The 14,374-nt window shown below is 63.0% G+C and carries 11 protein-coding genes, 1 tRNA gene and 1 CRISPR repeat array (1 of these 13 cut by a window edge); of the genes, 1 reads left to right on the forward strand and 11 read right to left on the reverse strand.

The window, feature by feature from the left end; all coding sequences use genetic code 11:
- Positions 1–653: a CRISPR direct-repeat array (repeat unit 32 nt; unit sequence GTTTCAATCCACGCGCCCACGTGGGGCGCGAC) (it extends 4,789 nt beyond the left edge of the window).
- A 182-nt stretch (positions 654–835) separates the two neighbouring features.
- The 10 genes from cas2 to AC3A56_RS07595 all read right to left on the reverse strand — a co-directional run bounded on the left by cas2 (position 836) and on the right by AC3A56_RS07595 (position 11,396).
- Positions 836–1,126 (reverse strand): CRISPR-associated endonuclease Cas2, encoded by a 291-nt coding sequence (gene cas2 / locus AC3A56_RS07550; protein WP_487769876.1) that lies wholly within the window; start codon positions 1,124–1,126, stop codon positions 836–838.
- Between the two features lie 9 nt (positions 1,127–1,135).
- Entirely contained in the window at positions 1,136–2,170 is a 1,035-nt protein-coding gene (cas1c, locus tag AC3A56_RS07555) for a type I-C CRISPR-associated endonuclease Cas1c (protein WP_487769877.1), read from the reverse strand.
- A complete protein-coding gene (gene cas4 / locus AC3A56_RS07560) occupies positions 2,171–2,797 on the reverse strand; it encodes a CRISPR-associated protein Cas4 (protein WP_487769878.1) in 627 nt (208 codons plus the stop codon). It abuts the gene before it with no gap.
- A gap of 20 nt (positions 2,798–2,817) precedes the next feature.
- Positions 2,818–3,687 (reverse strand): type I-C CRISPR-associated protein Cas7/Csd2, encoded by an 870-nt coding sequence (gene cas7c / locus AC3A56_RS07565; protein ID WP_487769879.1) that lies wholly within the window; start codon positions 3,685–3,687, stop codon positions 2,818–2,820.
- Positions 3,684–5,480, reverse strand: coding sequence for a type I-C CRISPR-associated protein Cas8c/Csd1 (gene cas8c / locus AC3A56_RS07570; protein WP_487769880.1), 1,797 nt, complete (start codon positions 5,478–5,480; stop codon positions 3,684–3,686). The genes cas7c and cas8c overlap by 4 nt, the downstream gene beginning before the upstream one ends.
- Positions 5,477–6,151 (reverse strand): type I-C CRISPR-associated protein Cas5c, encoded by a 675-nt coding sequence (gene cas5c, locus AC3A56_RS07575; protein ID WP_487770033.1) that lies wholly within the window; start codon positions 6,149–6,151, stop codon positions 5,477–5,479. The genes cas8c and cas5c overlap by 4 nt, the downstream gene beginning before the upstream one ends.
- Positions 6,152–6,480: 329 nt before the next feature.
- Positions 6,481–8,703, reverse strand: coding sequence for a CRISPR-associated endonuclease Cas3'' (locus AC3A56_RS07580; RefSeq protein WP_487769881.1), 2,223 nt, complete (start codon positions 8,701–8,703; stop codon positions 6,481–6,483).
- A gap of 289 nt (positions 8,704–8,992) precedes the next feature.
- On the reverse strand, positions 8,993–9,178 hold the full coding sequence (locus AC3A56_RS07585; RefSeq protein WP_487769882.1) for a HigA family addiction module antitoxin: 186 nt from the start codon (positions 9,176–9,178) through the stop codon (positions 8,993–8,995).
- A gap of 78 nt (positions 9,179–9,256) precedes the next feature.
- A tRNA-Arg gene (locus AC3A56_RS07590) sits at positions 9,257–9,333 on the reverse strand.
- A gap of 164 nt (positions 9,334–9,497) precedes the next feature.
- Positions 9,498–11,396 (reverse strand): M61 family metallopeptidase, encoded by a 1,899-nt coding sequence (locus AC3A56_RS07595; protein WP_487769883.1) that lies wholly within the window; start codon positions 11,394–11,396, stop codon positions 9,498–9,500.
- Positions 11,397–11,686: 290 nt separating this feature from the next.
- Between AC3A56_RS07595 and AC3A56_RS07600 the strand changes: the two genes are divergently transcribed.
- Positions 11,687–12,763, forward strand: coding sequence for a GGDEF domain-containing protein (locus AC3A56_RS07600; RefSeq protein WP_487769884.1), 1,077 nt, complete (start codon positions 11,687–11,689; stop codon positions 12,761–12,763).
- A 34-nt stretch (positions 12,764–12,797) separates the two neighbouring features.
- On the opposite strand, the gene AC3A56_RS07605 is transcribed toward AC3A56_RS07600, so the two are convergent.
- A complete protein-coding gene (locus AC3A56_RS07605) occupies positions 12,798–14,297 on the reverse strand; it encodes an amino acid permease (protein ID WP_056763334.1) in 1,500 nt (499 codons plus the stop codon).
- Between the last annotated feature and the right edge of the window lie 77 nt (positions 14,298–14,374).

Genomic DNA, 14,374 nt, shown 5'->3' on the forward strand with positions numbered 1-14,374 from the left:
CGCTTTGCTACCTGGTGAGGTTTCAATCCACGCGCCCACGTGGGGCGCGACGATGTAGTTGGGCAGCAGCTCCAGCAGGTCATGGCTGTTTCAATCCACGCGCCCACGTGGGGCGCGACCAGATCATCAGCGCGGTCTATTCACACATCGAAGAGTTTCAATCCACGCGCCCACGTGGGGCGCGACGCCCCGCTACCCGCTGCATTTTTGACGGAGGGGCTGTTTCAATCCACGCGCCCACGTGGGGCGCGACCCGCGATGACTTTCATCCTTCGACCGATGGGACAGTTTCAATCCACGCGCCCACGTGGGGCGCGACACCCCGGACGCCGAGCACCCCGAAATCAACGTGATGTTTCAATCCACGCGCCCACGTGGGGCGCGACATGTTCTTGATGCCCAGCGCATCCACCTGGTTGGTGTTTCAATCCACGCGCCCACGTGGGGCGCGACGCTACACCAGCCGGCACGCCATCTACATGTGGCCGTTTCAATCCACGCGCCCACGTGGGGCGCGACATGAGCACGATGACGAGCGAGCGCGAGGCGTTCGAGTTTCAATCCACGCGCCCACGTGGGGCGCGACTGGGTCGCACTGGCTTTCCTGCTGCGCGTGCAGGAGTTTCAATCCACGCGCCCACGTGGGGCGCGACGCTCCGAGTCTAACTGCTTGTTTGGCCGCTTCCAAAAAGAGCGATTCTGCGAAAGACCACTGACTGAAGGGAAGACGCGAGGTCGAAAGGCCCCGTACGTGCATGTCTTTGTTGCGCGATCAAGCCGTTACGCTGCCCGCGAACCTTCCGGCGATTTGCCTTCCGCTTGGGGTTCGCAGTGGCTACAGAACCAACGGCGCATTGAGATCGAGCACGGGCTTTGCGCCAATGTGCTCTACCTTGCCCTGCCACTTCAGACCAAGGTAATAGAAGCGAAGGCTGTCGAGTTCAGGCTCAATGAGGTCGATGAGTCGTTGCCTGATTTCGATCCAGCGAGCCGTATCCACTTCCAGTTCGAATACCGAGAACTGGACACGCTGACCGTAGTCTCTACACGCCTTGGCGATGCGCCGCAGGCGCTTTGCGCCGCCCGGGCTCGTGATCATGACATCATAGGTGACCAGAACAAGCATGGGGTCGCCTTATTTCCACAGAAACGGTGGATAGGAATCCAGGTCGCCGCGTAGATGCCGGGCCAGCAACTGTGCCTGCAAGTAAGGAAACAGGCCAATGGCTACTTTCTCGCCAATGAACACGTGCTGCAGTTCTTCACGTTTGCGCTCTTGGTAGGCGACCAGCACGGTTTTCCTGGCGTCGTCCTTGAGCAGCACGGCGCCGTTCTCCATCTGTCGGAAGTCGCTCTCATTGAGCTGCTTGCGATTGATCAGCGACAGGGCAAGACGCTCGCCAAGCAGGGGGCGAAATTCCTCGGCTACATCCAGCGCCAGGCTGGGACGACCGGGGCGGTCACGATGCAGGAAGCCGACAGCGGGGTCCAGGCCGACCGTTTCGAGCGCCGAGCGGCAATCGTGCGTCAACAAGGTGTAGAGGAATGAAAGCAATGCATTGAACGCGTCACGCGGTGGTCGACGGCTGCGGCCACCAAACCGCAGCAGGGGCGACTCCGCCCTGATCAGTTGGTCAAATACACCGAAGTAGGCTTGGGCAGCTTCGCCTTCCAGTCCGCGTAGTACGTCAACATCGCTTTCAATCAGCAAGCGCTGCGGAATACGTTTGAGCCGTTTCAGGGCGTGCTGAAATGCGGGCACATCAGTCAACTTGTCGCCGTGATCTCGCCAGCCGCGCGCAAGTATGGCGCGCTGGTTGTGGATCTTTCCAACCAGCAGGTGCCGGACCACGCTGGCGCAGCGGGCTGGATCATCGCTGCGCCTGTACTGCTCGCGACGCAACAGGACGTTGCCTGAAACAGGACCTTCCACGCGGGCGAGAAATTTTCCGTTGGGTGTGAGGTAGCAGATGCTGATGCCTTGTTCGGCGCAGAATCCCAACAACTGGGGCGACACCGCCACGCGACCGATGCAGACCAGGCTCTCCAGCATGTGCACCGGCACGCGGGCGCGAGCCTCCTTCTCTACCTCCATGACGATGTTGGCCCCGTCTTTGCGCAGCCAGGCACCTTCGGTGGTGATGTAGAGAGTATTGAGCTGGCGACGCATTCAATCCTCCAGCTGGCTTCGCAGCCAGTGTTCGACATCGCAGGGGCGATTCAACAGGCGTGGCTGGCACAGGTCGATAAGCGAGCAAGCGTCACAGCGCTTTGACTCGTAATGCGCCAACGGCGTTCTCCCCGAATTGATCATCTGGCGAGTGGCGGCGATCGTCTGGCATGTAAGCTCACGCAGGTCATTGTCGAAAGCGACATCCTTGCGCCGACGTGTCTGCCCGTAGAAGAGTGCGCCAGTCATGACGGATTGCCCCAGCATGGATTCCAGGCAAAGCGCCTGGGCACAGAGCTGGACCTCATCCGCGTGGTGGGATTTGGGCCGCCCCCGTTTGTACTCCACGGGGAATGCTTGCTCGACATCGGCATCCCGATGGAACTCCACCACATCCGCCACTCCGGTGATACCCAGTTGCAGGTCGAGCAGTGGCATGGCGGTAACGGTGCGAACACCTTTGCGTCGTTCCGACTGCGGTTGGTCTGCGCGCTTGTGCAGCAAGTGACCTTCGGCGGTCTGCCGGTTATCGGCCCACTGGCGCTCGATGTGGATCAGCGCACACTGGCGCGGGCAGTACAGATAGTGCTGGAGGGCGGAAATGGGGATCAGGTCTTCGTCGTCCATCGTTCCGCCCTCCCGCGTTGTCAGAACATCTCGGTCAGGGTTACCCCTGCAGGCATCGATTCCCGATCGATGCTGATGCGGTAGTCGGCAAAGCTGCGCGCGGGCGTGTCGGTCTGGTCATCCACGCGTTCGACTTTGATCTTCTCGAACAAGTGGTGCGCCGGTGCGTTGCCCATCGGGTGGTCGTGCTTGAACACGATCAGCTTGCGTGCGGCCATTTCGCCACGCGCCGCGGAGCGGTCGTGCTCAAACAGGTTGGTCAGTGCGCGCCACAGCAGTGCAAGATCGTCTTCGGAGAAACCGGTACGCTCGGCCAGCTTGGCCGAAATGAAGCCGTGTACGCGGTACAAACCGTAGGGAAGGATGTGCTTGCGCCCCATGGTGCGTTCCTTCTCCAGATCCCTTTCGTTGGTGACTGCCACGCGGGTGATTGAAATTTCCTGGGGCACCACCGGATCAATGGAGCTGGCAAAGGCAATCTGTACCGGGCCGCGAACCTGCCCTGCATTGACTTCGGTGGTCATCACCGCGCCAAAGGTGCGCACGTCAAAAAAGTTCTTGCACATCCAGGCGGTGAGCTCACGCGCCTTGGCTTCATCCTTTGGCAGTTTCTTCGCTTCCGGCTCGATACCCAATGCGGTATAGGCTTGCTTGTGCTGGTTGTTCAGCACCGATTTTTCCTGCATGTAAATCGTGTAGCCCGGCTCGCCTTCCTTTTCCAGCGCGGTGTAGTTGCGAATCTTCCGCTTGAGGGCAACATCGGTGACCAACCCCTGATTGGTTTCCGGATCCAGCCGCGGCAGGTTGCCGGCATCGGGGTCGCCATTGGGGTTACCGTTGGTGACGTCGAACAGGTAGACAAATTCATAGCGGTTGGCAATGGCGCTCATGCTTCCTCTCCTTCGGAATCAGTGTCGGTCGTGTCGGCACGGGCGAAGCGTGCCTGGGTCTGGTGGTAGTAGCCGATGGCGAAATGTCCCTGCGCCTCGATGCGCAGACTCTTGGGAAAAGTCGGTCCGAGTTGGTCGATGATTCCGCCGACTTCCTTCTCCAGGTTCACGGCAAACCCGGGCTTGTCCTTGCGCAGGCGACTGAGGTGGTGCTGGGCGTTGCGCAGCAATACCGGGAACACGCTGGCCGGCGTCGCCGATGCCGCGCCGTAGTAGCGATCACGGATGGTGGCGTTGATCTGCTTGCCCAGCGCGGCGCGCTGGACGTTCTCCAGCGTGGAGAACAATCGTCCCAGCAGGTAACCGGGGTCGGTATTGGTTGGATCGAGGCTCACGGGTGGTTCCCCCTTGGTGGTGTCCTTGTTGCCCAGCCGCTGTTCGCGTGCCAGGACTCCCTTGCACAAAGCCACGCGCGTTCCGTCGATGTCGCCATCGGCGCGAAACCGCATGATGATGTTGCTGAGCAGGCTGTGTGGATAACGACGGCCAGTCAGGATGGCCCGCGTCAGTTCGCCGGCCAGCTGTGGTGGAACATCTTCGCTCTTGGATTTGGCACCCTCACGGTGCGGCACGGTGGCGAGAAGCAGCCTCCAGACAGCCGGTGGTGTGCGCCATGCCGGTGGTTCCAGTCTCAGGTCATCGAAATGCCAGCGCAGCCGCTGGGCAAAAGTCGCCAATGTCTGGGTTTCCCAGAAGCGGATCGACAGACGCGAGGCGTTGGGCGCGAGGCCCAGCACAAAGATGCGCGTGCCGTCGTCCAGATGACCTTCCAGATCGCGCAATGGCAAACCCTGGCGCACTTGTTCAAGTACATCGTGCACTTGCTTGATGGCACGCTCGTCGTCGTCTCTGGGGTCAAAAAAAGCAGCCAGAAGACTTTCGGCTTCATCTGCTGCCTGCGTATCGGCCGCTTCGGCCCAGAAAACCACGGTGGCGTCGCCGATGCGCAACTGCTGCCGACTGTCCCGCCGCAGCAGATGGTTCAGGACGGTGGTGTAGGCGAAAGCGGCCTGCTCGGAGACCGGCGCGTTCTCGCCCTGCTGCTTGCCATAGGACGCGAACGATTCAAGGTTGAACGAAACGATGGAAGCACCTGAACTCTGCGCACCCATGACGCCCTTGATGGCGGGGTGCAAACGTGCGAGCGGAGCACGTTCACCGGTCACCAGACAGATGCCCTCGTGACCCTGGGTGGCGCTTCCGGACAAGCGCGACCAGACAGCTCGCGCCGCCGGCCGCTCATGCAGGTAGCGCGGCTCGTCGCCCAGCCGGAATACCACGTTGGTGTCCAGCATTGCTTTCCCATGACGGGTGAACGCCGCCTCTTGCTGGAATCGCTCGGGATGCCAATGCTCCAGAAAGAGCAGCAGCGCTTTCAGTCCGGCATCTTGCTCATGGGCCAAGGCATCCTGATGGAGTGCCTTGAACGCGGCATGTTCCTGCTCGCTGCGCTTGCTGCTGGCGCTCACGCCCAGCACGTAACTGGTCTTGTCCCAGAGGAAGCAGGAGGCGATATTGACGGAACGCTTAGGTGCCTGCGGCACACTCAGATTGCGGGGCACCGGCTTCTTGCCGCTGGTGTCCTGGATGTCGAGTACGTCGATGACCTCGCCGTTCTCTTTCAACATGATGACGTAGCTGATCTTTCCTTGACTGTAACCAGGTGGCGAGATGCTCGCGCTGCCGTCATCCAGCAAGCGCTGGTAATAGTCGTTGAGCGCACTCAGGATCATGACCTGACCTCCCCGTCATCCATGGGCGGCACGACAATCAGTCCGTCGACCATGCGCGCCCGAAAGAAGTACGGAGTCATGTCGTTGGCGAAATCGATATCGTGCAGCATCCAGCCAAGATCGCGGTCGCCGCGCAGCGAGTCATGGGGCATGGGAGTGTCATTGCGGTCCTCCAGCAACTCGAAACTGGCCGGAAACTCGCGGGCGCCAAGACAAGGCGCCTGGAAACATTGGCCCTTGCGGGCGCGGCGATTGAAGATGTCCAGGTGCTTGCCGATGTTGTCCTCGGCGCCTGCCTTGTCGGTCAATTCGAAATGCGCACCGATCACATAGGCCACGTCACGCAACAAGGTGGTGGCGCGTTGCTGGCGATCTTCCTCGACATAGCTCACAAGCGTATCGGTGCGGTCGGCCTTGATCGCCTTGCTGACGCTGGCGGCGGACAACTTGCCGCCAACTTCATTGCGCCGAATGGATTCGAAGCGGATCGGCCTGAGCACCTGGATGCTGTCCACCACCCAGCGTATCGCCGGCTTCCAGTGGATGGCCTCCAGAATGCCGCGTGCAGCCGATGGCGTGATGACGTCGTAGGACACGCGCTCGACTTTCATCTCCGGTCGCGTGAACAGCGCGCGTTCCCCGTGGATGTGGAGCTTGATTCCGTATGCCATGCAACTTCCCCCCGATGGTTGAGACACCCCCTCGATGAAAAGGGGGCTTTGCTACGTCTCAATACGTCACGTGTTTCAACCCACGCCTTCGATCAGCTTTTCGATGAACCGCCACAAAAGTGACAAAGTGGTAAATGCGGCGAAAGCGACACCCCACGCCAAGAAATGCGAGTGCTTCTGCCCCTCTACCTCCAAGAGCAACCTCACTGAAAAGTAGATTTTTGATCCCTTTCTTGAGGAACTATTCACAACTAGGACATTCGCTTAGCGTCGGGAGAAGCACTCTACTTTGTATATTCTTTACGTGACGTATTTGGACAGTTAGTTTTTCAGATCACCAGCGCCTCAGTTTGAAGGAACTGCGGATTGTCCCAATGAAGTCCAAATTTCCCGTTGTACAGCCTCGAATTGACCAACTGCACGAACTGCTCGCCGTATCGATCCGGAGCTACTGATTCGATGGCGTGTGCCTTCCATAGCGCGTCGTAGGCCTGGCGGGGCAGTTGCACGATGTAGGGCTGGAGATCGCGAGCGATGGCTCCGCAGCTTTCGGCGAACTCCAGTTTCGCCAACGCCTTCTGCGCCGAGTCATCCCACGGCACGATCACAGGCCGCATCGTGGTCTCAATCAACCGAAACTTTTCGGCCAGGGTCTCGAAAGGCAGGCTGTCCACGCGACAGTCCTTGATCAGAGCGATCAATTCGTAGGCATCCAGTTCCCTAGTGCCCTTCTGCCAATACAGTTCACGGAAATACGCGCGGATTGCCTCGGGCGCCAGCAGGTCTTCACGATGGCGTGGCTCGACCGTGCGAAAGGCCTGGGCGAATTGTTTCAACTCTTTGGGTGGTGCCCAATCCGGATTGGTCGTGGCAAACACCATCACCTCGCTGTCCTCGTGGCGCCGACGCCCTTCACGGTTGCAACGGCCCGCGGCCTGAGCAATGGAATCCAGCCCGGCTTCGGCTCGTAAAACGGTGGGTAGGTCGATGTCTACCCCAGCTTCGATCAGGCTGGTGCTGACCAGTCGGCACGGCAACCCATTCTTCAATCGCTGCCGGACTTCCGCCAGCACCGCACTACGATGCTTGGCGCACATCAAGGTGGTCAGGTGATACGCGCCGGGCTGGTCGGCAATGGAATCGAACAGCGCCCGCGCATGGCGGCGATTGTTGACGATGCACAACACCTGCTCGCGCTGGCGGATGTGTTCGGTGAGCGTTTCGTCATCCAGCGCACCCACGTGGCGCACATTCACGCGCCGCAATTGCTGATAGAGGCTGGGTGGATCGGGCGCCAGTTCGCGGACATTTTTCAGCCCGTCCAGGAAGCCTTCTTCAGCGTTCAGCGCAGGCTGGGTCGCGGTACACAGCACCACACTGGTGCGGTAGTTGAGTGCCAGCTCATCCAGCAGTGTCACGCAGGGGCGCAGCAATTTCAGCGGCAGGGTCTGTGCTTCATCGAGGATCACCACACTGCCGGCAATGTTGTGCAGCTTGCGGCAACACGAGGGGCGGTCGGCAAACAGGCTCTCGAAAAATTGCACCGCGGTGGTGACAATGACAGACGCATCCCAGTTTTCCATCGCCAGCTTGCGCTTGTCTTTCGACTCTAGGGCTGATTTCGGGTCGTCGAAATAGGCGCTGTGATGTTCCAGTACCGCAGCTTCACCAAGATCACCGAAGGCATCGCGGAACACCTGTGCGTTCTGCTCGACGATGCTGGTGAAGGGAATGACGAAGATCACCCGGCGCAGGTCATGGGCGATGGCATGATCCAGTGCGAAGGCAAGCGACACCAGCGTCTTGCCGCCACCGGTGGGCACGGTCAACGAGAACAGTCCCGGGTCGCATGCTGATTGCCCGCGCACATGAGACAGAATGCCGGCGCGTAGCTGATTGACCTCGGTGTCTGGCTGAAACGTCGCCAGTCGATCATCGAGGCGCTGACGCAACTGTTGCAGGCTCGGCGTTTCATTGTTCCGCCTGGGAGCGCGCCCTTCGATCCGGCGATAGAACTCGTCGGTGTCGATGAAGTCCGCGTCCACCAAGCAGGAAAACAGCATGCGCGCCAGCAAGGTTAGCTGGAAGGCGCCGCGATCCCTGCGTTGCCGGAAGCCGACTGGCAGCTGCAATTCGGACGGTTCTGGCAAAGACAGCTCCTGCTGCCAGCATGGCAGTAACTCCGGCAGGCCGCTGTTCAACCGGTCGTGCAACGAGGTTCGTGAGTTGCCACCCTTTCCGTTGGCCAGCCCGGCATGGTGTCCGGCGATGCTGTAAGCCAGCAGGTGACCGAGCGAACCGTATCGATCCGAAGCAATGCGCGCACCCCAGGTCGCGTGATCCACCTTGGCGGAACGGCCTTCCAGCCGCCGCTGAAATTCCCCGGTGTACTTGCCCAGATCGTGCAGCAGCCCGGCCGGACGGGCCAATGGCTGTCCACCAAAGGCCTTCGCAAATTCCGCTGCCAAAGACCCTACCGAGCTCAAATGCTCATGCAGTGGCTGCCAGTCTGACTTGTCACTGCGCTGGGTCGAGTGTGCATAGAAGTTCATGGCGTCCCTGCTCCCCCCTTCGATTTGATCAGCAATCGACGGCCGGAATCCATCATATCGACACCAGTCTCACGGGCTGCGACGCGCACAAAGCAGGTGATGCCGCCCGCAGACCTGAAGCAATTCAGCGCCGTTCAACAGTATCCGTTCGCCAGCCAGCCCAGCAAGACGTGCTCGATCCGGCCTGCCTCATCAGGTTGGATATCGCCAAGCTTTCCTTGAACCGACCGCTAGTTAACGATAAGCCGTTACCGTTAACTAAACGACTGCCCTATATCGCATGATTTTTTCAGCACCCCGCCAATGCTGTCTTTTGTGCGCACTCGATGTCGTAGCGCTGCCGCAGGTTGAGCCAGCTCTGCGCGTCATTGCCGAATAACGCCCGCGGCATCAGCGCCATATCGGCGCTGATGCCGCGCCGTTCGCGCACGAACTCGTTGATGCGGACGGGAGTGACTTCGCTGGCGCGGGCCATGATGCGCTGGAAGATCCGCCATGACTGACAGCCACGCTGTCGCCCCCGCCGCGGGGAGGTGCCGTTGTTCGTTGGAAGTGGTGCGCCTGGCGGGATTCGAACCCACGACCCCTGCCTTCGGAGGGCAGTACTCTATCCAGCTGAGCTACAGGCGCATGTGTGGCCGCGCGGGGCAGTGGCCCGCGGGGAGCGCAGTATAGCCGAGTTGCCGCGGGCGGGCATGCGCTGCCACCTGCGCTTCCCTCACCTCGCTCCTCTCCCACCAGTGGGAGAGGAGGCGAACGCGGGAAGCGCGGTGCCTGATGAGGCCGGAACGGCCTCAGCGGGCCTTGAGCAGGGTGCTCAGGGTGTCCGGCTTGCTGGTGTCGCGCACCAGGTGCGGGTACTTCAGGCCATCGTGGTAGTCGATGCGGATGGTCTGGTACTGGTCGAAGTTCTTCACCAGCAGCTCGACCGGCAGGCTCTTGTCCTTGGCCGAGGCGGTGACCGCGTCCTTCAGCGCATCGGCGTCGTAGTCGTGGCCGTTCACCGCGATCACGGTCATGGCCGGCGAAATGCCGGCCTTGAACGCGGGGCCGTCCCACAGCACGTCGCCGATGCTGCCGTCCTTGCCCACCGACAGGCCCAGCGAGTAGGTGAGGTCGGCGGAATGACGACGGGCCTCGATGGCCTTCACCGCGGCGGACGGCTTGTCGGTGTAGGTCAGCTTCCAGCCGTGGGCTTCGACGCCGCCGATCAGCGGGCCGTGGCCGTCCAGGCGGGTGCGCAGGTAGCTGGCCCAGTCGAACGGCTGGATGTCGTTGAGCGTCTTCACCACGTCTTCGAAGGTGTAGGGGTTCACGGCCCACTCGCCGTTGTCCATGCCGAAGAACGCCTTGCCGAAGTCGTCGATGGAATGCTTGCCCTTGCTGAGGTCACGCAGCTTGGCGTCGACGTCGAGCCAGATCATCTGGCCGGCCGAGTAATAGTCCTCGCTGCCCTGGTAGTTGCGGTAGGGCAGCGGCGCGCGCTGGGCGATGATCGGGTCGTTGGTGGTGTCCTGCACGTTGCGCCAGCTGGCCAGGCCGGGGCGGCCGCGGTCGTAGGTGGCGGCCACGAAGGCCAGCATGTCGCGCGCCTGCTCCTCGTTCCACAGGCCCGAGCGGGTGGCCATCACGTGACCCCAGAACTGGGTCTGGCCTTCGTACACCCACAGCAGCGAATCCTGCATCGGCACGTTGAAGTTCACCGTGGTGAGGTCGGCGCCACGGCGGTACTTGCCGTCCCACGAGTGGTTGTATTCGTGGGCCAGCAGGTCGCGGCCCAGCGCGCCCTTTTCCCACTCGGTGAAGTAGCCGGTGCCCACGCCGTTCTCGCTGGAACGATGGTGCTCCAGGCCCTGCCCGCTCATCTTGTCGCTGAGCGAAAGCAGGAAGTCGTAGTGGTTGTAGTGGTGGGCGCCGTACATCTTGTACATCTGCTGCACCAGGTTGCGATGCAGCTTGATCTGCTCGGGCGTCACTTCCAGGTACTTCGCCGCGTCGGCCACGACGTTCAGATGCACCGGCGCCTTGGCGCCCGGATCGAGGTCGATGCGCTTGAAATACTTGCCGGCGAAGATCGGCGAGTCGACCAGGTCGTTGTACGCGATCGGCTTGAAGTGCACGGTGTCGCCATCGCGCGAGGCCACTTCCAGCGCGGTGCCGAACTGCCAGCCGGCGGGGAACTTCACGCTGGTCTCGGCCATGATGCGCTTGGCGTAGTAGCCGGCCGGGTAGATGGTGTTGGCGTTCCACTGCAGGTTCAGCATTTCCGGCGTCATCACCACGCGCCCCTCGCTCTTGCTCTGCGGCGAGAGGAACTCGAACGACACCTCCACGTTGCTGGCGCCGGCGGGCACGTCGACGTGGAAGGCGTAGACGTTCAGCGGGTCGCGCTTCCACGGCAGGGTCTTGCCGTTGGCGGTCACCACCAGGCCGGCCAGCTTGTCGATCGGGCCGCTGGGCGAATGGTGGCCGGGCAGCCACTGCGGGTACAGCAGGGTCAGCGGGCCGGGCTGGGCCGGGATCACCTCGTGCACGCGGAAGATCCGGCGCGCCAGGTCGGTGGCGTCCACATTGACCTTCAAGGTGCCCTGAAACGGCACATCCTGCGGCGCCGGGACATCGGCAAACGCGGCAAAACTGGCCAGGCCGAAGCTGGCGGCGACGAGGGCGGAAGCGAGGCGGGTGACTTTCAATGCGTTCTCCGGATGGAAAAGGGGGAGCCTGGCGAACGCTGCCGCGCCTGCCGAAAAATCACGACATGACGCGGCTCGGGCCAGACGGGGCCCGGGAATCCCTGCAACGGGAAGTTGTCATGGCAGGAGTCCAGACCCCGATGCTAGACCGGCCGCGACCGCCTTCACCCCTGCCGAAGGTCACGACCTGCGCGGCCGGCCATGCCACCTCCCCGCGCTCGTGCCGAATCTGGCACCCATCTTGCTGCGAACCACGCTGAACTCTTCCGGCTTCACCGCTCAGGAACCCCATGCACGACCTGCTCGACCAACTTCCGCGCCACGACGACAGCCTGCAGCAGCGCGACTACCGCAGGTACCTCGCGCAGCGGATGGGGCCAATGATCCATGCCCTGATGCTGGTGGCGACCCTGGTCTACCTGGTCGCCGTGCTGGCCAGCAGCGTGCTGCAAAGGCCGCTCCTGTCCGTCTGGCTGCGCGCGTTGCCGCTGTTGCCGCTGGCGCTGGTGACGCTGTCCACCCGGCAGGCGCGCCGGCCACACCTGCTCAGCGCGCTGACCCTGCTGTTCGTGGTGTTGCTGGAGGTGAGCATCAACCTCAACACGTTCGGCAACCCGCATCGGCAGACGATGGTGTTGCCGGGCCTGCTGCTGCCCGTGGTCTCGTCGGTGATCTGGCTCGGTCGCTGGGATTTCGTCGCCGGCATGATCGTCTGCGCGCTGGGCCCGCTGCCGATGCTGCTGCTGGGCAACAGCGACGACGTGCAGGTGTTGCAGTACCTGATCTACATGGCGGTGGCGATCGTGCTGGCCGCGGTGCTGCGCGCGTTCATGGCGCGCACGCTGTTCGAGCAGTTCCGGCTGGAGCGCCGCCTGCGCGAGCAGGCCAATACCGACGGGCTGACCGGGCTGCTGCTGCGCAACCGCTTCCTGCAGCTGTCGCGGCTGGCGCTGGCCGACATCCGGCATCGCAAGCTGCCCGCGTGCGTGCTCTACCTCGACGCCGACCACTTCAAGCCGCTCAACGACGACTTCGGCCACGCCGCCGGCGACGCCGCGCTGATCGCGATGGCCGGCACGATGCGTCGGCAGATGCGTCCGGACGACCTGATCGGGCGCATCGGCGGCGAGGAATTCGCGATGCTGATGCCCGGCCTCGACCTGGCCCAGGCGACCCAGCGGGCCGAGCAGTTGCGGCTGGCGATCCACGCCATCCAGCGCCCCGACGGCCGCATGAGCGTCAGTATCGGCGTGGTCGAATGCCGGCCGGACGACGAGGCGATCGAGACCCTGCTGATCCGCGCCGACCGCGCGATGCGCCAGGCCAAGCGCGCCGGCCGCGACCGCGTGGCCAGCGCGGTCGACTGAGCGACGGCGCTGGCGCCCGCTCGGCCTGCCGTGATCAGCCGGCCATCTTGCTGCGGCGGATGCCGTAGGCGAAATAGACCACGCAACCCAGCGCCATCCAGATGATGAAGCGCTCGTAGGTGATCCACGGCAGGCCATAAATAAGCGCCGCGGAAAACAGGATGCCCAGCGGCGCGGTGAACCACACCGCCGGCGTGCGGAAGTTGCGCTGCAGGTCCGGCCGGCGCACACGCAGCAGCATGATCGAGGCGCAGATGATGATGAAGGCGCTGAGCGTGCCGATGTTGACCAGCTCGGCCACCTCGCCGATCGGCAGCAGGCCGGCGACCAGGGCGGTGAACACGCCGATGATCAGGGTCGGTCGTGCCGGCGTGCCGAAGCGCGGGCTGACCTTGGCGAACCAGGCCGGCAGCAGGCCGTCGCGGGCCAGCGCGAACCAGATCCGCGCCGCGCCCAGCATGAAGGCGAACAGCACGCTGGTGACGCCGATCACCGCCGCCGCCGCGATGGTCACGCTGAGCCAGTGCAGGCCGATCTGTTCGAACGCGTCGGACACCGACGCCTCGCCGCCGAGGTTGCTGTAGTGGGTGATGCCGGTGAGCACCAGCGACACCGCGATGTACAGCACCATCGCGATCGCCAGCGACAGCAGCACCGCGCGCGGCAGGTCGCGCTGCGGGTGCTTCGATTCCTCCGCCGCGGTGGTCAGCGTGTCGTAGCCGAACACCGCGAAGAACACCACGCTGGCGCCGGTCAGCACGCCCGACCAGCCGAAGTGGCCGACCCCGGTGGCAGCGTCGACCACGCGGGCGGGCACGAACGGATGCCAGTTCGCCGGGTCGATGTAGAACACGCCGACCAGCACCACCAGCAACACGCCGATCACCTTGATCGCCACCACCAGGGTATTGAAGCGCGCGCCCCACTCGGTGCGCACGGTCAGCAGGATCGCCACGCCGATCGACACCGCCGCCGCGATCACGTTGAAGCGGTGGCCGTCGCTGGGCCCGGCGATCGCCGCCGAACCGTGCAGGCCGAACAGCTGCTGCAGGTAATACTGCATGGTCTGCGCGCTCATGCTCTGCTGCGCCCACTCCGGCAGGTGCACGCCGGCGGAGTTCAGCAGCACCTGCACGTAGCCGGACCAGCCGATCGCCACCACCGCGACCACCAGCGCGTATTCCAGCAGCAGGTCCCAGCCGATGATCCACGCGGCGAACTCGCCGAGCACCGCGTAGCCGTAGGTATAGGCGCTGCCGGTGACCGGGATCAGCCCGGCGAACTCGGCGTAGCACAGCGCGGCGCAGGCGCTGCCGAAGCCGGCGATCAGGAAGCTGATCGCCACCGCGGGGCCCGCGTTCATCGCCGCCTGCTGGCCGGCCAGCACGAAGATGCCCACGCCGATGATGCCGCCGATGCCGATTGCGGTGAGCTGCCACAAGCCCAGCACCCGGCGGAAGTCGCTGCGGGTGCCGGCTTCGGCCTGCAACTGTTCGATCGTCTTGTGCCGCACCAGCTTGCCGAGGAAACCCATTGCACACCCCTGATCGCATGACCGCCGGAAACCAGCGGCGATCATAGCGAATACCGCCCATCGTGTTGGCCCGTGCG

It is taken from the genome of Rhodanobacter sp. Soil_C_14 (genome assembly GCF_057657335.1).

What these genes read in the sequence shown, in the direction of transcription:
- cas2 (WP_487769876.1), bottom strand. Translation starts at nt 1,126, where the DNA reads ATGCTTGTTCTGGTCACCTATGATGTCATGATCACGAGCCCGGGCGGC.
- cas1c (WP_487769877.1), bottom strand. Translation starts at nt 2,170, where the DNA reads ATGCGTCGCCAGCTCAATACTCTCTACATCACCACCGAAGGTGCCTGG.
- cas4 (WP_487769878.1), bottom strand. Translation starts at nt 2,797, where the DNA reads ATGGACGACGAAGACCTGATCCCCATTTCCGCCCTCCAGCACTATCTG.
- cas7c (WP_487769879.1), bottom strand. Translation starts at nt 3,687, where the DNA reads ATGAGCGCCATTGCCAACCGCTATGAATTTGTCTACCTGTTCGACGTC.
- cas8c (WP_487769880.1), bottom strand. Translation starts at nt 5,480, where the DNA reads ATGATCCTGAGTGCGCTCAACGACTATTACCAGCGCTTGCTGGATGAC.
- cas5c (WP_487770033.1), bottom strand. Translation starts at nt 6,151, where the DNA reads ATGGCATACGGAATCAAGCTCCACATCCACGGGGAACGCGCGCTGTTC.
- AC3A56_RS07580 (WP_487769881.1), bottom strand. Translation starts at nt 8,703, where the DNA reads ATGAACTTCTATGCACACTCGACCCAGCGCAGTGACAAGTCAGACTGG.
- AC3A56_RS07585 (WP_487769882.1), bottom strand. Translation starts at nt 9,178, where the DNA reads ATGGCCCGCGCCAGCGAAGTCACTCCCGTCCGCATCAACGAGTTCGTG.
- AC3A56_RS07600 (WP_487769884.1), top strand. Translation starts at nt 11,687, where the DNA reads ATGCACGACCTGCTCGACCAACTTCCGCGCCACGACGACAGCCTGCAG.
- AC3A56_RS07605 (WP_056763334.1), bottom strand. Translation starts at nt 14,297, where the DNA reads ATGGGTTTCCTCGGCAAGCTGGTGCGGCACAAGACGATCGAACAGTTG.